Source organism: Clostridium kluyveri DSM 555, from assembly GCF_000016505.1.
Classification (GTDB): Bacteria; Bacillota; Clostridia; order Clostridiales; family Clostridiaceae; genus Clostridium_B; species Clostridium_B kluyveri.
Window position 1 is genome coordinate 2633080 of sequence record NC_009706.1, and the last position, 21691, is coordinate 2654770.

The following is a 21691-nucleotide window of genomic DNA, read 5'->3' on the forward strand; positions in this document are numbered from 1 at the left end:
AGTCGCGCTTCATCCAGGTAATTTTTCCACTGAATATTCTTCATCACATAAAAAGATTATCTAACTAAAAATAGCATTCACTCAACAGTATCCAAAAGCTCATTTGCAATATTTATACTCTCCAATCTCATGATACTTTCCTCTGCATTCCCATAACTTAAAAGATTAATACTTCCATACCACACTATTTTTTCATCAATTATTGCAAATTTCTGATGTATGTTTGACTTCAAAATTACAGCTATCCCGGAAACCTTCATAGTTTCATGCATTTCTTCTAAATTAAATATATTTTTTCCTTTAAAGTCTGTTTTGGGGCGGGTAATTACCTTAATGTTCACGCAATTTTTTATGGCAATCATCAAAAGTTTTAACATTTGGGAAAGTCTCCTTTTGCTTACAAAAGGACTAACTATGATAATTTCATTTTTCGCAGTGAAAACATCATTGCTGAATACAGTTAAAAAATTATTATTGTTATAAATTGAATTTATTGCCTCAATAGGTTTGCTTTCACTTTTGGCTGAATATCCTATTGCTGCATACCCCTTTAATCTTTTTTCATACATTCTTTCCAGTACATCAACATGGACATCGACATAATCATATATTTGAACTTCATTTTTATTTTCATATATCCTATGAAGCCTACCAGCATACTGCTGTAGAGTCCCCTTCCATGATATAGGCATTGCCAGAAAAAGAGTATCCAACCTAGGTTCATCAAAGCCCTCCCCGATAAACCTACCAGTAGCCACTATTACTACACTATTTCCCGTCGGTATGTTCAAAAGTTTATCGAACTCAGATTTTCTCTCTTTTGCTGACATTTTTCCCGTAAGTGTAATGACATAAGACAATTTTTCTTTTAACATATCTGAGAGTATTTCAACATGAGATGTCCTTTCCGTTAAAACTATTGGATTTCGTCCCTCTTTTACACAATTTGTAACATCATCAATAATCAGATTATTTCTGATCTGACTTGTGCCTATCACAGAATATATTTCTGATATTGACCACTCTTTTTCATTTTGACAAACTGGTTTCCTAAAAGAAGTAAACCTTGGGATAACATAATGTTCAAAAGAACTCTTCTCAGCCTGTTTCTTCGCATTTACCCTATACCTGACAGGACCGCACTGCATAAATATTATAGGATGGTGTCCGTCTTTTCTTATCGGAGTTGCTGTTAACCCATAAACATATTTAGCTGATATACTTTTTAGTATAAGTTCAAAATTAAAAGCTGATGCATGGTGGCATTCATCAACTAAAACCATTCCATAATCTTTTACCAATTCTTTTACCTCGCCTTTTCTTACCAAAGACTGCATAATTGCAATATCAACAATACCGTTTAAATTGTTTTTGCCTGACCCTATTTGACCTATAACGTCAATATTCTTTTTTCTTCCTTTTCTTTTAGTTTTATCAATTGCTAAAGATTCATCTATTATTAAAAAATATTTCAATTTTTCTTTCCATTGTTCCAGCAGCTGCCGGGTATGTACAATTACAAGAGTACTGACTTTTCTTTCCGCTATTAATTTAGCTCCAAGGACTGTTTTACCAAAACCAGTGGCAGCCGATAGCACTCCATTATCAAATTTCAGCAGTGCATCTACAGCAACTGCCTGTTCTTCTCCAAGCTTTCCATTAAAAAGAACTGAAATTATCCTGCCACTATATGTATTATCATTATATTCAAAACCAACTTTATTTTCTTTAAGAAAATTATTAAGCTCCATTTCACAACCTCTTGGAATGCATAAATATTCTGATGTTTCTTCTGATAAAGAAATAACTCTTGGTTTATCAAATGTAGACAACCTCAGCGCCTGTGCTTTGTAGAATTCCGGATTTTTAAAAGCTGCTATTCGTTTTATAGAATTTAAAGTTCTATTAGAAAAGCCTTCTTTACTTATAAAAAGCATATTGGCCTTTATAATATGTGCGTTGTCTGGAAAATCTTCAATACTTAGCTTTCGGATTTCATTATTCCCTTTCCATGGTTTGTCAGTTTCCTCTTTGTCTTCTTTTAAATCACCTAATTCACTATTGGTACAAATTTCAGAAATGTAGCATTCTATTTGATTCCTTATTAATTTTTCAACAGAACTTAGAAATTTCCACTGATCCTCGTATGGCTTAAAATTTTTATCTACAAAAACCGTATTATTATTTTTTCTGACAAATTTCTGCATCGGCAGTGCTATAAGATTTCCCAATCCTCCTTTGGGCATAGTATCTTGATTGGGGAATAATCTATCATATGATTTAAATTTAATTTTATACCTTTTGGTCATAGCATAGGTTAGCAGTGCTGTAGCAAATTTCCTGGCAGATGCTGCAGCTATCTTTTCTTTAAAGAAAAACCATAGATGTGCCCCATTGCCGGATCTTGAACGTTCAACTGCAAAAGGTATTTTCTTTTCAATACATATTTCCTGCAGAATGGAAATATCATTTTCCCATCCATCATCATCAAAATCAATTGCAACAAAATAACAAGTTTCATCTTTAATCATGGGATAAATACCTAAAACTTCAATTCCTCTCAGATGTCTATCAATTGCATTTTCATTCAAAGGAGCATATTTTTTATTTTTACATTCTGAACACTTTACTTTAGGTTTGTAGCACATTCCCCTGACCCATTCATTTACACACACAGGCGAATAACCGGATTTACCATTTTCACTCTGCCATCGTTTAGCATACACATCTTCTCTACCTTTAAATAGTGACATAAAGAGCCTTATTTTATCTTTCGGTGCGCTATTTTTATTTACTTGTATACATTTATTTCCCCGAATTGACGTATCAGTATTAGTTTTAGTCAGTTCTTTACATTTATCATCCATAAATAAATTGGGTACTTGTAATCTAATATACTCTCTCAAATTTTTGTTTTTTTCTTTTAGCATTTTATTTTCTTCCAACAGCTTTACATACCTATCATAAAGCTCATTATAATCCATTATTTACTCCTCGTTATTTTCATTCAGCATCAACAAATCCCTTAAATTTATTTCACATTCCTCTTGCGTATTATCAGATTCTCTAACCTGTATTTATTTTCTGATATTTTATAAATTACTTTAATCAATTAAAAAATCTCTTAGTTATATCTTCTCTTCCAATGATCATAATATTGCTATAGTTCAAAAAATCACAGTTCTTTTTTTCTGCTTCCAAATTCTGAATTAAACTTACTCTTTTTTCCATAGTAATACAACCTATTGATAAATTCTGTGATATTTTATTTTTACTAGCAGAATCAAACAATTTATTTAAATAGAGTATAATATTATATTTAAAATTTCGAGGTCCAACTTTTATTTCATAAAACTCAGCATTTTGAAAATTATATCCTGCAATATCAACAGTCTTTTTATTATAGTCGGGATTGCCATAAATATCTTCATAAATAATCTCTTTTTTATCTATAATCACTTTACATCCATATTCCATTATACTATCCCTTTTACAGTAAATTGTAGAATACTTTTCTCTCATAATTACTTCAAACAATTTACCTCTAAAATCACTTATTTCATCATTACATCTCAATCTATCATATGTATCTGAAATTTCATCAAAGAGGTCGTCTATACCTTGAATATCAAAAATTTCAAGGTATTCCTGTGTACTTTTTAACCACTCCTCAAAATGAGATTTAAAATACTCTTTATTTCTAAATTTCAGCAAGAATATAATAATACTTCAAAAATTTCTTTACTATTTATATAACTTGATATTCTACGTGCTCTATTTTCTATCATTCTTATATATTCATTATTTCTATCAAGAACTTCAAGTTCCACCTTACCAAGACAAGACATCCCTATTCCCCCATATTCTTTTTTCCCTCGTTCATTATATCTATCATCTTGTTGATATTTACAGCGGGAAGAATAATTGGTGGAAGTCCCATTTTAAGCATAACACTATTTACAGTCTCTCTTGCATAAGCCCAAAGCATAGGTACACTCTGTATCTTAAGATAAAATTCCATATCATTTTTTTCAATAGGCCTTATAGCTTCACATAATCCTCTATAATTTACCTCTATATAAAAAAGCTCACTATTTTTATCTTCAAATTGTATTTTTACTTTCAAATATGATATACCTCTAGTACTAGATATTACTTTACTCCCATTTTTTAATTCAATATTCAATGGTAATGGTGTACTTGCTTTTTTATCAGCATCAAGTTTTTCATTTAAATAGCAATTGATACCTGTCATTTGAACATTTTTTAATTGTATATCATGATACAAAGTCTTATCAAGTTTCATTGCAATACCCCCATAATATTAATGACATTATAAAAAGAAACCTGCAAATTCGCAGGTTCACTAAAATCATCACTGAGACTAAAATTTAAACAACCTGATTGCCACGGATTATAATTGTTAAATTCACTGTATACAATCGAGTTATTTTCACTTTTCGTATTTTCTCTGATATTATCTTTTATAACAAATTTATTAATCTTAATAAAAGGATCTGTTGCACCCTCTGTTAAAAAAGTTTGAATAATTTCTGGATCATTATATATAGAATCTTCAATAAGGTAATTATAATATTTTAATATTTTAAAACTTTTATTGCTCTCATAATTACATGTATTTAGACTTTCCAGGAAATCAACAATATTACTCAATCCCTCACCAGCTCTTAAAAACCAATTACTAAAAGCTTTAATATCTGCATTTTGTTGATTATTTGAATAATCTTTTAATTTATAAATATTCTTAAAATCACCAAAATCAAAATTTACATTCTTACTTCTAATATATTTTTGGAGAAAATAGAAATAATTATAAACATAATTATAACCAATAAATTTATCAAGACTAACATCAATTAAATTATCAGTATTTTCAATATCCTTTTTTTCAAACAAAGTACTTTTTTCTTCAAATTTTATAGATGAAAAAGTATATGAATCCTTTAACCAGTTATGAATATTTACAATATCCATATAATTCTTAATTATCATACACCTCATCCCTTCCTTACTTAATTATTATATTTAAATTATATGCATGTAACAGTTAATACTTTCATCTCGTAATTAAATAATATCATATTAAAATTTCTCTTTCAACATTAATATTATTAACATTCTATCCTAATCATTTTGTCTTTATTCAAAAATAAGTGAAACTTTTTCTTCTTTAACCAAAACTCTTGCCCCCATATTTTACAGCTCTGCCCGTATAAAACATAAATAATTAAAATATTTTTCATCTAAAATAATTCTTTAAACCTATCTGTTTCTACCATAATTGAGTTTTCCCTTCCTCCACCTACTGATATTCTGATATTCTAAACTTTTTTTCATGATTTTTTCGGCTTATAGTAATAGAAGTTTTATTAAGATCTATTATCTCTTGAATTTGATCTTTATCCAACAGTGCAATTTGACTTTTCTTTAAACTTTTTACACCACATACTAAAGCAACAATAAGATTACATCCTTCCTTTAAATATTGACATAGCTCTTTAATATTGTCATCAGTTAATGTAAATAGCCAACTGCTATATTCATTCTTCTTAGTGTTTTGCTTATCGCTACGATATTTAATAAACAGCTTAAATTCCGTGTTGTCTGTAATAAAATTATATATTCTCCTATCATTACCCTCAACTATTGCCGGTGTAATGCTGCCATTTTTATTATTAAAAAGTGCCGATAATACAGAACCATAATAAAAATCTGCTTCTTTTGCTCTTGACATAATTTATCACATCCTAATTTGAGTATATAGTTACAATATTCGTTGCAACTAATAATATACAAAAAACACCAGAGATCTAATCTCTGATATTTTTAGCCCCTGTTACAAGCTTTCCATTATATTTAAAAGCGACTGATAACTGTCTACTTCGTGATATTTAACATGACTTGTAGAAAGTTCATTAAATAGCCTTTTAGCACAGGAGATTTTTGCACTTTCAATTTTTATCAAATGCATACTGTCCATAGTTCCTTTGGTTTCAGCTATGAAATAAATATGTTTTACTGTACCTTTTTTAAAAGCAATTGCCCAATCAGGAGAATAATTCCCACAGGAGTTGGAATATGAAAAGCTCTGGGAAGCTTTGCATATACACTTACTTCATTAGCTCCATCGAGATCTTCGGCAAATTTACGCTCTACACTTCTTTCTGCAGTTCCATCAGTAAAGACATAATCTTGAATATGTTTTTTAGCTAAAAATGCCCTGCTGAAATCCCTTCCCATATTTTCTGCAGTGAATATATTGCTGTCATAAGAACCATCAATTTGATTATATGTAATATGATCAACTATCATAGCGGCCTTTTCTTCTTTTATAAATTTAATACATTTTGTTATAAATTCTTCAGGATTGTATTTAAACATGGCAAATACAGTAGGATGTATTCCCTTTAATATTTCTACAACTGTCTTTCTTGTAAGCACCGCACCTTCCGCAATTTTTCCCACCAGATCATATTTTATGCTGCCTATTTCAGAATGCCTTAATGTTTTTGTTTTTGATGACACACTTTTGAAAGAGTCCCCTCTTTCAAGTTCATTGACGTTAATATTATCCTTCTGTTCTGCCTGAGACAGTGTATACTGCAGCTGTGATACAGCCATATGATTATCAATATTTCTTATAGATTTTTTTATGAGCTCGCTGCTGTCAAATTCTACAGTATAAGCATATTTGTGATTGATATAATTCCATAATGTCTGAAATTCCTTTTTATAAAAATTCTCATTTAACTTATTTTCAGGTATTTTTACCTTATTCCCATCTTCCATCATATCTTTCAATACATTTTCATCAAATACACTCTGGACAAGTTTGTGTACTCCATCAGCCATTGGGAGCAATTCCCCAGGTAAAGGTGTTAAACTATTATTTGCCAAATCCAATCTATAATTTTTAGTTACATTATCATCTTCATCAATATAATCATTTTTTATCAAATACCTATATATCTCCTTGGCCTGCCTTTTACTAATTTCCACTGATGTACTGTTAACCAATATCTTTTTGCCCACAAAATATTCTTGTTCGGCTTTTCTAGGTCTATCATATAAAACTTCTTTGATATCCTTTTGAAGACCTTCCGCAAAATTTTTATAACTTTCACTTGCAACTACAGTAAGCTTATTTATATCCTGTATATTATTTTTATCAATTCCAAGGTAATTTTCATCTACCCTGTCGCCATTTTTATCTACACACAATCTCATGCCTCTTCCAACTTCCTGCCGTTTCCCTATTGTACTATTACTGTGTTTTAAAGTGCATATCTGAAATATATTAGGATTGTCCCAGCCTTCCCTTAATGCAGAATGTGAAAATATAAATCTTGTAGGTTCATCAAAGCTTAAAAACCTTTCTTTATTTTTAAGTATTAAATCATAAGCATTTATATCATCACTTTCTTCACTTTTCCCATTTGTCCTTGAGTTCACTATTTTCTTTGTTTTCTTATCAATACTGAAATAACCTTTATGTGTGTCTTTCACATCAATACCTTTAAGATATCTTGTATAAGGAGTGTCCTCCAGTGTTATGTACTTATTTAAAACACTTGTATACTCCTCCTCAAAAACCTCAGCATATTCGGAATTTTGTTCAATACCATTTCCATCATAGACACGATATTTGGCTACCTCGTCTATAAAGAAAAGAGAAAGTGTCTTTATTCCTCTGTAAAACAGTTTTTCCTCTTTTTCAAAATGAGATGCAATGGTCTCCCTTATCTGTATTCTTCTCATATCTTTTTCTGATATATCCCCCACTACAGTTCCTTTAGCTATAACAAGTCCATTAGTAAAAGTGACAGTGCTTTCCATAGGATTAATCTCATTTATCACAAAATTTTCTTTATATTCTTCCATATTATTCTAAGCACTATAGAGGTTATCCCCAACATCAAATATTCGGGTTTCTCTATTAATAGATTTGTTATATCTGATTTCCAATTCAATTTTGGCTCTTGGCGGTTTTTTAGGAGAAACAATGATATCATCTAAAAACAAATACTTTTCTGTGCCTCTGAAATTTTTTACTTCAAATCCCTTTACCTCAATCTTCTTAACCAATCTTTCATTATAAGCATCCAGTGCATCCAGTACATATACCAAATTATGTTTTTCTCTGTGGGTAGCTGAATAATTAAGGCAGAATAACGGATTAAATAATTTCAACGAATCTTTTGTCTTTTTACCACTTAATCTCTGGGGTTCATCCATTATTAAAATAGGCCTGTTAGCTGCTATCACATCAATAGGACGTCTGCTCTGAAATTCATCCAGACGTTCATAAATTCTTCTGGCATCAGCTCCCCTTGCATTAAAAGCTTGTACATTTATAATCATTACATTTATATCCGAGCTGCTGCTAAAACTGTCCAGTAGGCTTAAATTTTTGCTGTTATAGATAAAATATCTGGCCTTTTTATGATATTTCTCCATAAAATGCTCCTCTGTCAGCTCAAAATTCTTCTTTACACCTTCTCTGATTGCAATAGAAGGAACTACAACAATAAATTTACTGAAGCCATATCTTCTATTCAGTTCAAATATGGTCTTTATATATACGTAAGTTTTACCGGTACCCGTTTCCATTTCAATATCCAGACTGCATCTTCCCAGGTTCTTAACCAATTTATCCGACAATTTTATGTTATTGCCATACTGAATGTTTTTTATATTTTTCAATAGTTCACCATCACTAAGAGCAATTTCTGGATTTTCAAAGCCATCACTATTTTCTATTTCCCTGTAGTAATCTTCCTTCTCTATTTCCTTAGGCTTTATTTTATTGTCAATCACATTAAACAGTGATGCTTTTTCTGCACCTTGAATATTACCATATTGATCCTCATATTCAATTACGTTTTTCTTCTCCTGTATTCCCAAATCTCTGCTATATTTCACCTGAGCTATATAAGGCTGCCCTCGAAAAACATTTACAGTGCTTTCCACTGCTTTTGTCTGATAAGATTGTATCTTAAATTTGAATTTCATAATTGACCTCCTACAACACTTTTCTGATTGTATCGGGACTGTATGTTTCAAATATCTGTTCAAAATTAGCTGCTACCGCATCACTGTCCAGGAAACTGTCCCTAAATACTGCATAAAAAGGCTTCATCTTAGCTATTTTCATAACTACATTATCTGTTATTCAGCCAAACTATCGTGAATCATTTCTGTATTCCAAAATATCTCCGGGCTGACATTCCAAAGCCCTGCAGATTGCATCTAAAGTCGATAGTCGAATTGCTTTTGCCCTTCCATTTTTTAATATAGAGATGTTTGCCATGGTTATTCCAACTTCTTTCGAAAGTTCTGTGACACTCATTTTCCTTTTGGCCAGCATAACATCAATATTGATTATAATTGCCAAGTTATTCACCTCAAATCGTTAGATCATTGTCTGATTTTATATCTACCGCATCTTTTAAAAGCTTTTGGAGAACAACAGCAAAGACTGCGATCACAAATGAAGCAAAAGCAATGACCAATCCCAGTGCTACAATGCCCGGGGCATCGTCTGCATTTGCCATAGGAACTAAGAATGGTATTAGTACTGCATATATAATACTGATTGTAATAGCACAGTGTTTTATATTCTTTAAAACTGTTACAGATAATTCCGAAAAGGCTTTGTTCCTGTCAATATAGTTTAGAAGTCTCAAGACCTGGTACAATGCAGCAAAAAACGGTATTGCTGAAAGATAGGAGCCTATTAAAACAGGCCAATAATCCACCTTGGGATAATGTTCTGCTGCTCCAGCAGCTATTGCAGGAAGCCAAAAAATGCACAATGCAAGTACTATAATTCCAATAAGAAAGACCACTATCTTTAAAAAAATTGTTGATCCCGGTTTCATAAAAAGCACCTCACTTATTTATTGTTTCGATTTACAATTGAGGAGATAAAAAGCATCCAAGTTTTAACCTAGATGCCTTTGTATAAGTAACTGCGATTGGCTATCTTACTAAGAAGCCTGGCCTTTCTTTTAATCGGCCGAACCTTTCCGCCCGCAACTGCCTCTGTAGCTTCATCTGCCTTTTTCATTGCATTTTCTATAAGCTTTTATACAACATCTTTGGCAAAGGCTTGATACTTCACGATATAATTTCCAGGCATTTTTACTCCAGCTGCATAAGACAAATAAACATCCTTTTCTTTCAAAATATCGTCCAGCATTCCCGTAGATGTTCTCCTGCTTTTTTAGAATTATTTATATAAATAGATGTTCTGTTAAAATCATCAATTGTATTCCTAATTGTTTCTGAGGGACACCATACATTAAGCCTGTCATAATGCTATTCTGACCTCCATGATTTATATAGGCTGCAGTTTCCGGCATGAGTTTACTAAAATCAAATCTTTTATCAATATGGATATTATTCTTCTCACATGGATTTACTTGTTCCGCTGCAATATATATCTGAAAATCAGTTCCTTCAAATGCTTTAATCAAGTTATTTACAACTGTCCTCGCCTTAATTGTTCCATAATCCAACTTGTAATCTTCTTTTTTTCTTGAACTCTAAATAATTGTGCCAGCTTGACTAATCTTTTTTCCATAAACATAGGAGCTCCAAATGGTGATGGAATTGGTGCATAATAATTTTTTACATTCTCTATGTTTCTATAATTAACATCTTCTCCGTTACAGGATTTCTATATAGCCTTCTGTTCCATTAATCCGGATTCTCTGTCCGTCATTTATCAGTTGGGTGGCATTTTCTACTCCCACAACTGCCGGCAAACCATATTCACGTGCGATAACCGCTCCATGGGTCATAAGTCCGCCCACTTCAGTGACCAGGCCTTTTATGGATACAAACAATGGTGTCCAGCTGGGGTCGGTAAAGGAGGTGACCAGTATATCCCCCTCTTCCAGATCAGCATCTTCCATGTTTAAAATGACACGTGCCCGCCCCTCTATAACTCCGTAAGAAACAGGCAGACCTGCAATAGCTCCTGCCGGGAGATTTTCTCGCTTGTACTCACCTGTAATTATTTCTCCATCAGAGGTGATAACCCGAGGCGGGGTTAGTTTTTCATATGATTTGTACTCCTGTTTTCGCCTTTCTATGATCTGGTAATCCAGTTTATTTGTGCATATAACTTTCCGGAGCTCTTCGAAGGTAAGATAGTATATATCTTCTTTTTCATGAATAATGGCTGCTTGGACAAGCTTAACAGCTTCTTTAAGCAAAGCCTTCTTGTAAATAAAGTAGCGATTAACCATGCCGTACTTTGGATATTCTCTAAACCCGCTGAAATTCCGGATCAGGTCGATCATTCCTTTTGTTTCTCCGGCTTTTTGTTCGCCATCCGGTAATTGCCTCAATTTATCTAATAACTCCTGTTCTTTTTTTAAAGCTTCCTGCCGTCCCTGCTCAAATTTCCGCCTGCCGGCATTAGGCTCAAAGTTTTTGATGTTACTGAGGATCATGGGAACAAGTGCAGAGGGTTTTTCGCTCCAACGGGGTTTGGTAATATCGATTTCTCCGGAACACCGCATTCCGTACTTGTTGAGATAAGCACAGACAGCCTTCCACCAGCTTTGTGCATGGGTGCTCTGGTGGTCAGCAGGAAAAAAGACAATCCCAATGGCTTCATGGGGTCGGTCATCATCTGCTGGTGACCCACGGATACATAAACATGATTTTTCCTATCATCTGCTTCAGGTATGGGGTACAAAGTAGTGATTGGCCGGCTCTGGACAATGTAAAATGTACCATCAGCCAGACACCATTCCATGTCCTGGGGACAGCGGAAATGCTCTTCGATCCTTCTTCCCAGACGCTCAAGCTGCAGAATCTGCTCATCCGCCAGCACTTGCTCCTTCTGCCTCTCTGGCTCAATCTCCTGCTCTTTCGTACCGCCATCTTTTAAGGCATAAACAGCCAGTTTCTTGATGGATATCTTCTTATGAATGATTCTACCGCAACGCACCTTATAGTTATCTGCATTTACCAGGCCTGAAACCAGGGCCTCACCAAGTCCGAAGCCGGCATCAATGGACAACACCTTCCTATTGGAAGTGACGGGATCGGCAGTAAACAAAATTCCTGCCGCCTGTGGGAAAACCATCTTCTGAACAACCACAGACAGGTGAACTTTACGGTGGTCAAAGCCTTTTTGAAGGCGGTAAGCTACTGCCCTCTCGGTAAACAGCGATGCCCAGCACCTGCTGATATGCTTTAAAACGGCCTCCCTTCCCACAATATTCAGATACGTATCCTGCTGTCCTGCAAAGGAGGCCCTGGGTAAATCCTCTGCAGTTGCACTGGATCGCACTGCATAGGCATTTTCTTCTCCCAGCCTTGCGAGAAAGCAGGTGATCTCTTCACTAATGTCTTCAGGGATGGCTGTGTCTTCGATGGCCTTTCGAATTTCACCGCTGAGTTCCCTGATTTTATCCCGATCTTCTGCTTTCAGAAGTGATAACTCATCCAGCAATTCGTCAACGGACGGCGTTTCACCAATGATTCTTTTAAAGGCTTCAGTAGAAACACAGAAACCATCTGGTACGCGTATCCCTTCAATCCTGGAAAGCTCCCCCAGATTTGCACCTTTGCCTCCCACAGCCATGAGCTTTGTTTTGTCAATGTTCTTAAAGCCAAACACATAAGAACTCATATGTCTACCTCTTTTGGATTCCACAATAATCCCTCCCACAAATCGCATTAACGTACTGCTGTATTGCATTATATCACCAGCAGCTGGGAACAAACAGTCTACATTTACAATTTTTTATATGCTATAATTAAAGTGGCAGGGGTTTAATTTTCAAAGGAGTAGCTTTAAAGACCCTACCCCTATAGATGATATATCCTCTATGTAGGCAGATGAAAACACTTCATAATGATTTCAAAAGATACTTCAAATATTCATGGGCCTGAACTTTGGAGCAACCATTCTTTTTCAAAAAGCTCCATTCCAAAATGAGAAGGATAGTATTGCAATAATGTTCTGCTATAATCTCATATGGAATCTTATAACGTTCTCTACATGAACACTGATGAAAAATTTCCTGCATCTGGGTATTCATATAGATTCGAAAATAACTAAGCAGTAAATTTTCTCCGGAGTTAAATTTCAAAATATGTTGAATCGTATCCTGATGAGCAGCAATCAAATCATACATTCGATCAAAAAAAATATATAAACTCTCTTCCGAATCCAAATCTCTATATTCTTCAAGGTGAATCTGTTGGGCAAGACTATACCAACAGTAATTTAGCAAATCATATTTATCGTCAAAGTAATTATAGAATGTAGCTCGTGGATAATTACTTTGTTGACAGAGTTCGTTAACAGTGATTTCTTCAAAAGATTTATTGGAAAGCAGTTCAAGCATACTATTAAAAAAAGCATCTAAAGTTCGCCTGGCTCCTTTGGTAATTTTTTTCGTAAGATCATATTTCAAAGATAATTCCTCCCTTTGCAGATTTATTTTTTTGTCTAAAATTAGACAAAAGTCTTTATTTGATTCTTGATATGCTTTGCATTCAAGTTTATCATAGAATTTGTAGATAGGCAAATGTCTAAAAATTTGCATATGAAGCAAAAAAAACAATTTGCGTTTAGCAATATCGATGATTTCTGCAGAATTAAATTTATGGAAAACTAGAGTTAGGAGGACAGGACAATGGCATACAAAAAATTATTTTCGCCGATGAAAATCAGAAATATAGAAATAAAAAATAGAGTTGTCATGACAGCCATGGGAGTGGATGTATCCGACCATGACGGCACCGCCAACGAAAAAACAGTAGCTTATTACAGGGAGCGGGCTAAAGGCGGCGTCGGCTTGATCATAACAGAATATACACGTGTCAATGAAAAAGACGGTGTAGTAGCTTCCGGGCAGCTCTCCATGTCTTCGGATAAGTATATCAAACCATTTCAGAAAGTTGCAGCTGCCGTTCACAGAGAAGGTGCGAAAATATTTGTACAACTCCATCATCCGGGTCGTCAAAATGTCGTGCTCTTCCCTACGTTTTGGAGTATTAATGAGAAGCTTGCAAAAATCTTTCCTTTTTATTGGAAAGTGTTCTCTTCTATAGCTGGAAAGGCTGATGCAGAATCTCTAAGTGATCCAAAGATGATTCAGATGATGAATAAATATATGAAGCCATTAAGGGCACCCAGTGATGTACCGGCGGGACTTGGACTTTCTGTTTTCGGGAATCAAAAAATCAAGCCTTTTACTACAGAAGAGATTCATAATTTAATAGGACAGTTCATAAAAGCCGCTAAAAGAGCACAACAATCCGGTGCAGACGGAGTGGAGCTGCATGCAGGACATGGATATCTTTTAAATCAGTTTTTAAGTCCTTATACAAATATCCGCAGTGATGAATACGGCGGCAGCTTTGAAAACCGGCTGCGGATTATGAAGGAACTGATAGAGGGAATTCACCGGGAATGTAGTGCAGATTTTCCCATCTCAGTACGTCTTACAGTAGATGAATTCTATGAAAAAATCGATTATCCTGAGCAGGGTCTGCATTTAAACGATGGCGTCGAGATAGCAAAGTCACTGGAAGCATATGGAGCAGATGCCATCAACGTTACAACTGGAAATAGTGATACTCAGTTTATGATCACCGAGCCCATCAGTTTTCAGCCCGGATGGCGAAAATATCTTTCCAAAGCAGTAAAGGATGCTGTGCATATCCCCGTCATTTCGGTTGGCGTAATTCGTACTCCGGAGCAGGCTGAGCAGCTTTTATTGGAAGGAGATCAGGATTTCATTGGACTGGCAAGGCCGCTTCTTGCCGATCCAGATTGGGCTGTAAAAGCCAAAAACGGAGATTCACGGAATATTCAGAGATGTATTGGCTGTCTATATTGTATGGAATCCTATGAGCGTAATATTATAAATGGATTGCCAGTTAATTGTGCTGTTAATCCACGGTCCTGCCAGGAGACAAAATACACGAAAATCGGGGAAAAAAACGGTGATGGAAGACAGATTGTGATTGTTGGTGCCGGACCGGCGGGTCTCACTGCAGCAAGAGAGCTGGCAGCCAGAAAATTCAAGGTCACCCTATTGGAGAAGGAAGCTGCACCTGGCGGGCAGCTGCAGCTTGCAAAGATGCCGCCGTATAAAGAAAAAATGAGCTGGTGTTTTGAAGATCTGGAATATCAAGCTAAGAGAAATGGAGCTGAGATTCTCTATAACAGGATTGCTACAAAGGAACTTGTAGCGTCCTATCACCCATATGCGGTAATCGTCGCCGCAGGGGCTGTGGCATTTAAGCCAGGTATACCGGGTGCCAAAGAAGATTATGTGACGACGGTAACACCGATTTTGAGAGGTGATTTGAAATTTGAAAACAAGTCAATTGCAGTTGTTGCTTCCGGTATGACAGGAATCGAAACAGCGGAGATACTGGTGGAGCAGGGCAACAAGGTAACCATTATAGAGATGGCCGACAAGATTGCTCCTGGTGCCTTTAATATCAGCGTGTGGGATGTCATGAACAGGTTAAAAAAGGGTGACGTAACCTTTATGCCCGGAAGAAAACTTGAAAGCATCGCCAACCACAAGCTTACACTCGTTCAGAAAAACAGCGTGAGGGAAATCGTATATGCAGATGCAGTTGTTCTCTCATTGGGAGTACGCAGCAATAAGGAAGTTGCAGCAGAATTACATGGATGCTGCGATAAAATGTATGTGATTGGAGATGCCTATAAATCAGGCAGAATTAAAGATGCAGTTCATCAGGCATATGAACTTTCGCGTGAATTGTCATAAACAAATTCGGAGATGTGATATGATTTATTATTTTTCAGCAACTGGAAATTCCAGATGGGTCGCTCAACGGCTCGCAGAAAAAACAGACGACACTGCCATCTCTATAACAGACATTGTAAAATCGAAAGAAGTACCCGCATCTATCGGTGAGAATGATATTCTAGGCATTGTGTTTCCCGTTTATGCATGGTCCACACCAAAGTATGTGACGGATTTTGTAAAACAGATCAGAGTTCACAGAAATGCAGTTGTGTATGCAGTTGCCACCTGTGAAAGCGAGACCGGTTTTGCTTTTACATGGCTAAAACGGCACATTCGCGTGGATAGCTGCTATTCTGTGAGAATGCCTAACAATTATGTTTTATCAGGTTTTAATACAGAAAATGAAATCTCACAGCACCGCAAAATTGCTGCTGCAAAGATAGATCTGGAATCAATCGGAGACAGTATCCTTAGAAGACAGAAAAAAAACAGAATATTTCCAGGAGCGCTGCCTTTTCTCAAATCATTTGTAATTGCACCGATTTTTCGACTGTCCCGGTCTGACAGGAAATTTCATGCCGATAGCAAATGTATTGGCTGTGGCAAATGTGCAGCTGTCTGTCCCGTATCCGATATTCGGATGGAGAAGGGCAGACCTGCCTGGCAGCACAAAAAGTGTATGCAGTGCTGTGCATGTATTAACCGATGTCCGGTAAAAGCCATTCAATATGGCAACGCTACGCAGAACAGCGGGCGGTATATTTTCCCCGATTAAGTAATTTTATTATCTTTAATACTATATAAAGATTGCATTACCCATTGTATGAGAAATATCGGGTAACAAAGTGTTTCCCGGTGGAGGATAGTTGTATTGGATGTGGCTATGTGGGAAAATACCAGGCTGTATCGATTAAAATTCAAGCAGGAAGGTCAGTATGGATCAGGATAAGGCACATTGCTTTGCTTGAATGCCTGAATTGCTATCCGAAGTTTGTAATCCATTATGAGAAGAAAACCCAGAAAACATGATCAATATATTAATCTGAATGTGAAAGTATAAGGAGGCTTAAAAACATGAGAATAGCAGTTGTGACTGGAGCATCTTCCGGTCTCGGAAAAGAATTTGTAGGAGAAATAATTGAAAAATGCCGGGAACTGGACGAAATATGGCTTATTGCACGAAGAAAAGAGAAATTAGAAAAAATCAGACAGAAGTACCCTAAGGAAAAAATAAGGCCAGTACCTATGGATTTGGGAAAAGAAGAATCATTTGTAGAACTTGAAAAGGTTCTGGATGAAAACAAGCCAGATATCAGAATCCTTGTCAGCAATGCAGGAGTCGGCACACGTGGAAAATTTGAAGAAAAAGATTTGGAAAATCAGATTAATATGATTAACCTGAATTCCAAGGGATGTGCAGTCATAACAAAAATATGTCTTCCTTATATGAAAAAAGGAAGTTTCATCGTCGAAACCTGTTCCGTATCCTCTTTTGTGCCAAACCCAAACATGGCAGTATATAGTGGAACAAAGGCGTTTGTGTTGTATTTCAGCAGGGCAATCCGTGAAGAGCTGAAACCACGTGGTATTAATGTATGTGCATTATGCCCCGGCAATATGGTCTCAGAAATGGCAATTCTATCAGAAGCGCAAGGAAAGAAGTCTATTGTAAATAAACTACCCTATCTTGATATGAAAAATGTAGCGAGGGATGCTTTAAACGCTGCCCAAAAAGGAAAGGCTGTATATACGCCAGGAGCATTTTATAAATTTTATCGCGTTGTAAGTAAACTCCTTCCGCATAATTTAATGGTGCCATTTGCAAAAGTGTAATTAACTGCAATACAACTTTTAAAAACATTTTACTTTGAGTCTCAAACTTGAATTATCATAAATTGGAGTTATTCATGGATAGTGACTCAAGTAGCGTTTAATCCTCTTTCAGAAAAATTGAAGGGAAAGGTAAAGGAAATTTATGTGATTGGAGATGCCAATAAGGCCGGAAAAGTACTTCATGCAACAACTGAGGCAGCAAAACTTGCAATATCGATCTAAATTTTTAAACAACATCTATTCCAGAATGGCAATACTACACAAAATAAGGACAGATATGTTTCCACGATTAATGCTGTTTTTTACGATTTCTCGTATTCTTTGTTCAAAACCCCTGCAAAAAAAGGAAACCAGCGGCTTTAGCTGTTCAAAGCCGCCTTTACCGATATAAAACTCACTTAACCCATTGCCAAAAACACAATTACCTTGAGCGAACTATACGAATCTTTTATGTATACTTCTCAAATATCTTCCTGAAATGATATCCACAAATAGCAAAGGCAATTGCCAGGTCGAATACTTTGGGCCGTTTGAACATGCAACCAAAAAATAGCTTCCAGTAATATTTTCTTTCTTTTCCAAATAAACCAAGGTAGACATTTGCTTTAAGAAATGCCTCTATCTCGCTTAAGCCAATATGCCGCTTGCCAAAGTTACTTGGACGAAATTCATTAAGGAAATTAGTGATCCGTTCATAATACTGTTTCGGTGAGTATATCGTACTGACAACATACTTATAACCACTAATTAATTCTTTAAGATTCATTGTAGGCTTAAAATTGATTGACAAGCTTGTGTTATTGCCGGAAAATCCTTCTTCAATTCTTCCTTCTTTTTTCAGCCTTTTGTAAAGTAATGTTCCTCTGGGTGCATTCAATAAACCGACCATAGCTGTTACAATACCTGTGTCCTGAATAAACCTGATCATTTTTTTAAATATAGTCTTGTTATCGCTGTCAAAGCCTATAATAAATCCTCCCTGTACCTGAAGGCCGTTACGCTGTATCTTTTTCACACATTCCTCCAGATTGCGGTTTTTATTCTGAACCTTGTTGCATTCAGTCAGGCTTTCTTCACTGACTGTTTCTATTCCTATGAAAACTGTTTTAAATCCAGCTCTAACCATCAAGTTCATAAGTTCGTCGTCATCAGACAGATTTATGGAAGCTTCCGTAAGAAAACTGAATGGATAATCCCTTTGCTCCAACCATTCTATAAGAGCTGGTAAAACTTCCTCCTTGAGCTTTTTGCGATTGCCTATAAAATTATCATCAACAAAGAAAATTGAGCCTTTCCATCCCATTTCATATATGGCATCAAGCTCGCTGATAAGATGTTTAACCGGTTTAGTTCTTGGAATTCGTCCGAAAAGTGTTGTAATATCACAAAATTCACAATTAAACGGACATCCTCGTGAGTATTGGATATTTAAAGTTGCATAATTACTCATATCAATAAGATTCCACAGGGGAGCCGGAGTTTGTGACAGATCAGCCCATTCATTAGTTGTATACATATGCTTCAAGCAATTGTTATCCAAATCGTGAAGAAATTCTGGAATAGTCAATTCTCCTTCACCCAATACTAAATAATCAACATCATCAAAATCCTGATACTCGCTGGTAAAAAGAGGTTCGCCTGCTACAGTTTTAACTCCGAGTTTTTTGCATCTGTTTATTAAATCCCTTGCGGATTCCTTTTGTATAACCATAGCGCTTATAAAAACAAAATCCGCCCATTTAATATCATCATCCTTGATCGCTTCAACATTCATATGAATCAGTTTTTTATCCCAGGCAGCAGGAAGCATTGCGGCAACAGTTATCAGTCCCAGAGGGGGAAATACTGTTTTTTTGGATATAAATTTAAGTGCATGATTGAAACCCCAGAATGTTTCCGGCGACTTCGGATAAGCCAACAGTATCTTCATAAATATCACCTGTCTCTCGTTAAATATTATTGACATATTCTCTTTTCATTAGATAACAGACTACACCGGCAATAAAACTGATCAACAGAGCATTACCAATAACTATTGCATATATTTCAAAAAACATTTTATTATCTTGCCACCTTGTGCCGGTAAACTATTTATTGATCTGTTATTTACTTACATACATATATTTATTATACTTTTCTGTTTAGAACCATGCAATATTCAACTTAATTAAGTTTTGGTCTAATTGAACCAAGCCATTTCAAAACAAACAAAATCTATTTATATCATAGCATATTTTAAAAATACCAGTATTAATCCCACTTATATTTTTACATTCGGGTTGATGTACTGACCATGTTTTTTGGTTTTCTTCCCATATTGGATGGCAAATTTGGGACAGCGATGCAGACATCCAAGACAAAGAGTACATTTTGTTTTGACCCACATCGGCCTTCCCGACTGCATCCTAATTGCTGAATCCGGACATTTTTTCGCGCAGAGCCCACAGGCTATACAACTATCCTCTACTGAAAAATATTTTGTTTGCCGCTGTTTATCATACTGAAGGTAAAATAATTTGACCGCAACTACAGGCATCTTTCGATGACTGAAATCTCCGTCAGCTTCTCGCTTGATCTTTTCGGTTACTTCCGCAATCTGCTTCTCCGCCTCGTGATTGATTTTCTCTATTTTCTCTTTGTTGGTAAGATCAAAGACCGGTGTCCACGTATCGGGCATCTGAACACTAAACCTGCCATTTAGGGACAATCCCTTTTTACTCAGAAACTTATCAGCCATACGTCCTACCTGTCCAGTTGTGGTTCCAAATGTTGCTACATGATAAATATAAGGATGGTATAAATTTGGAATTTCCAATTGAATTTTTTCAAGGAACTCACGCACAATGCAAGGTAATCCCCAGAAATATGTGGGTGTAATAAAGCCAATTTTTTCTTTGCTATTTACTTTAAATGTGAATTTATGATTTTTTATACAATCAGTAATTGCAATAAGTTCTTCTTTTGTCTCCGCCGCAATTTTCGAAGCGACATATTTGCTGTTTCCAGTGGCTGAAAAATAAAAGATCATGCTATCAACCTCCTTATCTTTATGCAGCACTAAAATAATGAAATTATTCAATAAGAGAAAATATATTGTACACTGTTCCGGACGACATTAGCATAGTCCATGTCCTAATATAACGAAGTTGTTTAACATAGTTATGAAATATCAGCTATTCACAGGAGAGCATTGCTAAGATAAGCAAAAAATTTTTTGAGCACAACAAGACATTGATGAAAATTTCACAACTAAGGTATGCGGCAGAACTTTCGCCAGTAAGTGATAAAATTTATAAAAAGCACCTTGTGTATAGGAAGCCTTCCCCCTTCTTGCTACTGCCAACGATTTAGATGCAAGTTTTTTAATATTTACTTTTGGTAAAAAGTTAGAAACACCAGTATGGTTTGTATTTCTTGTTACAGCGTTCATCTCAGTGTCCATCCAGCCGGGGTGAACTGCGCAAACATTAATACCCCGCGGCTTTAATTCCTGCCTTAGACCTGTGCAGAAGTTCATTAAATAGGCTTTTGTTGCACTATAAACATTCAGATGTGGATTCGGTGCGAAAGCTGAAGTTGAACAAGTTTCCAGAATGATGCTGCCCTTTTTCATATATGGCAGGCAAAGATGGGTTACTGCTGTAGCGCCTTTAACATTCAGATCGCACATGCCCAATTGGCTTTTTAGCTCTGCTTCATCAAAATTGCCGTGTATGGCAACACCGGAATTGCTGATGAGCAGTTTGATATAGGGTTTGTTTTCCTCCAGGATTTTACCGAGTGTTTCATAACTCTCATTCTTTGACAGATCAAGTCCAATGGCTTTGAATTTCTTCTGCGGGTATTGCTCCGCGATTTCATTAAGGCGCTTCAATCTGCGGGCAATCATCCATATTTCATCTACTTCAGGAAACTCGTTGACTACTACGTCGACATATTCCCTGCCAAGTCCAGAGGAGGAACCAGTTATAACTGCAACAGACATTTAATATACCTCCAATACAAATCTTAATGATTAGCTAAGCGTTTTTTGTAATAAAAAATGTGATTTACCTGTTATTATTTCTGACAGTAAT

Annotated in this window: 19 protein-coding genes and 2 pseudogenes; 4 read left to right on the forward strand and 17 right to left on the reverse strand. The window is 35.6% G+C overall.

Going from position 1 to position 21691, the window contains the following annotated elements; genetic code table 11:
- Positions 1-77 precede the first annotated feature (77 nt).
- The 14 genes and pseudogenes from CKL_RS12535 to CKL_RS12590 all read right to left on the reverse strand — a co-directional run bounded on the left by CKL_RS12535 (position 78) and on the right by CKL_RS12590 (position 13463).
- Positions 78-2984 carry a TOTE conflict system archaeo-eukaryotic primase domain-containing protein gene (locus CKL_RS12535; RefSeq protein WP_012102901.1) on the reverse strand — a complete coding sequence of 969 codons (2907 nt, stop codon included), beginning with the start codon at positions 2982-2984 and terminating at the stop codon, positions 78-80.
- A 124-nt stretch (positions 2985-3108) separates the two neighbouring features.
- On the reverse strand, positions 3109-3714 hold the full coding sequence (locus CKL_RS12540) for a hypothetical protein (protein ID WP_012102902.1): 606 nt from the start codon (positions 3712-3714) through the stop codon (positions 3109-3111).
- The gene (locus CKL_RS20865; RefSeq protein ID WP_155814031.1) at positions 3708-3848 is read right to left on the reverse strand and encodes a hypothetical protein; all 141 of its coding nucleotides are present in this window, start codon (positions 3846-3848) and stop codon (positions 3708-3710) included. Before CKL_RS20865 ends, CKL_RS12540 begins: the two co-directional genes overlap by 7 nt.
- 2 nt (positions 3849-3850) lie before the next feature.
- A complete protein-coding gene (locus CKL_RS12545; RefSeq protein WP_012102903.1) occupies positions 3851-4306 on the reverse strand; it encodes a protein-export chaperone SecB in 456 nt (151 codons plus the stop codon).
- Positions 4303-5013: a hypothetical protein gene (locus CKL_RS12550; RefSeq protein WP_012102904.1), complete on the reverse strand. Its 711-nt coding sequence runs from the start codon at positions 5011-5013 to the stop codon at positions 4303-4305. Before CKL_RS12550 ends, CKL_RS12545 begins: the two co-directional genes overlap by 4 nt.
- Positions 5014-5323: 310 nt before the next feature.
- Positions 5324-5755: a hypothetical protein gene (locus CKL_RS12555; RefSeq protein ID WP_012102905.1), complete on the reverse strand. Its 432-nt coding sequence runs from the start codon at positions 5753-5755 to the stop codon at positions 5324-5326.
- Between the two features lie 102 nt (positions 5756-5857).
- Positions 5858-7902: pseudogene (locus CKL_RS21725) on the reverse strand (restriction endonuclease).
- Positions 7903-7908: 6 nt separating this feature from the next.
- Positions 7909-9033 (reverse strand): DEAD/DEAH box helicase family protein, encoded by a 1125-nt coding sequence (locus CKL_RS21730; protein ID WP_041700823.1) that lies wholly within the window; start codon positions 9031-9033, stop codon positions 7909-7911.
- Between the two features lie 10 nt (positions 9034-9043).
- Positions 9044-9175 (reverse strand): hypothetical protein, encoded by a 132-nt coding sequence (locus CKL_RS21580; RefSeq protein WP_278184424.1) that lies wholly within the window; start codon positions 9173-9175, stop codon positions 9044-9046.
- A 27-nt stretch (positions 9176-9202) separates the two neighbouring features.
- Complete coding sequence (locus tag CKL_RS12570) at positions 9203-9415, reverse strand: helix-turn-helix domain-containing protein (protein ID WP_012102909.1); 213 nt, start codon at positions 9413-9415, stop codon at positions 9203-9205.
- Positions 9416-9425: 10 nt separating this feature from the next.
- A complete protein-coding gene (locus CKL_RS12575) occupies positions 9426-9902 on the reverse strand; it encodes a DUF2975 domain-containing protein (protein WP_012102910.1) in 477 nt (158 codons plus the stop codon).
- Between the two features lie 354 nt (positions 9903-10256).
- Positions 10257-10541: a hypothetical protein gene (locus tag CKL_RS12580; protein ID WP_012102911.1), complete on the reverse strand. Its 285-nt coding sequence runs from the start codon at positions 10539-10541 to the stop codon at positions 10257-10259.
- A gap of 150 nt (positions 10542-10691) precedes the next feature.
- Positions 10692-12673 (reverse strand): annotated as a pseudogene (locus CKL_RS12585) (phosphoenolpyruvate synthase).
- 220 nt (positions 12674-12893) lie between these two features.
- Positions 12894-13463 carry a TetR/AcrR family transcriptional regulator gene (locus tag CKL_RS12590; protein WP_012102914.1) on the reverse strand — a complete coding sequence of 190 codons (570 nt, stop codon included), beginning with the start codon at positions 13461-13463 and terminating at the stop codon, positions 12894-12896.
- Between the two features lie 222 nt (positions 13464-13685).
- On the opposite strand from CKL_RS12590, the gene CKL_RS12595 reads away from it, so the two are divergent.
- The 4 genes from CKL_RS12595 (at position 13686) to CKL_RS20875 (ending at position 17837) form a co-directional block, all read left to right on the forward strand.
- Positions 13686-15800, forward strand: a complete 2115-nt coding sequence (locus tag CKL_RS12595) for an FAD-dependent oxidoreductase (RefSeq protein ID WP_012102915.1) — start codon at positions 13686-13688, stop codon at positions 15798-15800.
- 19 nt (positions 15801-15819) lie between these two features.
- On the forward strand, positions 15820-16557 hold the full coding sequence (locus tag CKL_RS12600) for an EFR1 family ferrodoxin (RefSeq protein WP_012102916.1): 738 nt from the start codon (positions 15820-15822) through the stop codon (positions 16555-16557).
- Between the two features lie 299 nt (positions 16558-16856).
- Complete coding sequence (locus CKL_RS12605) at positions 16857-17615, forward strand: SDR family NAD(P)-dependent oxidoreductase (RefSeq protein WP_012102918.1); 759 nt, start codon at positions 16857-16859, stop codon at positions 17613-17615.
- A gap of 81 nt (positions 17616-17696) precedes the next feature.
- On the forward strand, positions 17697-17837 hold the full coding sequence (locus CKL_RS20875) for a hypothetical protein (protein ID WP_155814032.1): 141 nt from the start codon (positions 17697-17699) through the stop codon (positions 17835-17837).
- Between the two features lie 226 nt (positions 17838-18063).
- Here the strand turns inward: CKL_RS20875 and CKL_RS12610 are convergent, their stop codons facing one another.
- From CKL_RS12610 to CKL_RS12620, 3 genes are all read right to left on the reverse strand, one after another.
- Entirely contained in the window at positions 18064-19581 is a 1518-nt protein-coding gene (locus CKL_RS12610) for a B12-binding domain-containing radical SAM protein (protein WP_012620717.1), read from the reverse strand.
- Between the two features lie 294 nt (positions 19582-19875).
- A complete protein-coding gene (locus CKL_RS12615) occupies positions 19876-20643 on the reverse strand; it encodes an EFR1 family ferrodoxin (protein WP_012102920.1) in 768 nt (255 codons plus the stop codon).
- Between the two features lie 165 nt (positions 20644-20808).
- On the reverse strand, positions 20809-21600 hold the full coding sequence (locus tag CKL_RS12620; protein WP_012102921.1) for an SDR family NAD(P)-dependent oxidoreductase: 792 nt from the start codon (positions 21598-21600) through the stop codon (positions 20809-20811).
- Positions 21601-21691 lie beyond the last annotated feature (91 nt).

Coding starts and splice junctions, on each gene's coding strand:
- CKL_RS12535 (WP_012102901.1), bottom strand. CDS start 2,984: ATGGATTATAATGAGCTTTATGATAGGTATGTAAAGCTGTTGGAAGAA.
- CKL_RS20865 (WP_155814031.1), bottom strand. CDS start 3,848: ATGTCTTGTCTTGGTAAGGTGGAACTTGAAGTTCTTGATAGAAATAAT.
- CKL_RS12545 (WP_012102903.1), bottom strand. CDS start 4,306: ATGAAACTTGATAAGACTTTGTATCATGATATACAATTAAAAAATGTT.
- CKL_RS12550 (WP_012102904.1), bottom strand. CDS start 5,013: ATGATAATTAAGAATTATATGGATATTGTAAATATTCATAACTGGTTA.
- CKL_RS12555 (WP_012102905.1), bottom strand. CDS start 5,755: ATGTCAAGAGCAAAAGAAGCAGATTTTTATTATGGTTCTGTATTATCG.
- CKL_RS21730 (WP_041700823.1), bottom strand. CDS start 9,033: ATGAAATTCAAATTTAAGATACAATCTTATCAGACAAAAGCAGTGGAA.
- CKL_RS21580 (WP_278184424.1), bottom strand. CDS start 9,175: ATGAAAATAGCTAAGATGAAGCCTTTTTATGCAGTATTTAGGGACAGT.
- CKL_RS12575 (WP_012102910.1), bottom strand. CDS start 9,902: ATGAAACCGGGATCAACAATTTTTTTAAAGATAGTGGTCTTTCTTATT.
- CKL_RS12595 (WP_012102915.1), top strand. CDS start 13,686: ATGGCATACAAAAAATTATTTTCGCCGATGAAAATCAGAAATATAGAA.
- CKL_RS12600 (WP_012102916.1), top strand. CDS start 15,820: ATGATTTATTATTTTTCAGCAACTGGAAATTCCAGATGGGTCGCTCAA.
- CKL_RS12605 (WP_012102918.1), top strand. CDS start 16,857: ATGAGAATAGCAGTTGTGACTGGAGCATCTTCCGGTCTCGGAAAAGAA.
- CKL_RS12610 (WP_012620717.1), bottom strand. CDS start 19,581: ATGTCAATAATATTTAACGAGAGACAGGTGATATTTATGAAGATACTG.
- CKL_RS12615 (WP_012102920.1), bottom strand. CDS start 20,643: ATGATCTTTTATTTTTCAGCCACTGGAAACAGCAAATATGTCGCTTCG.
- CKL_RS12620 (WP_012102921.1), bottom strand. CDS start 21,600: ATGTCTGTTGCAGTTATAACTGGTTCCTCCTCTGGACTTGGCAGGGAA.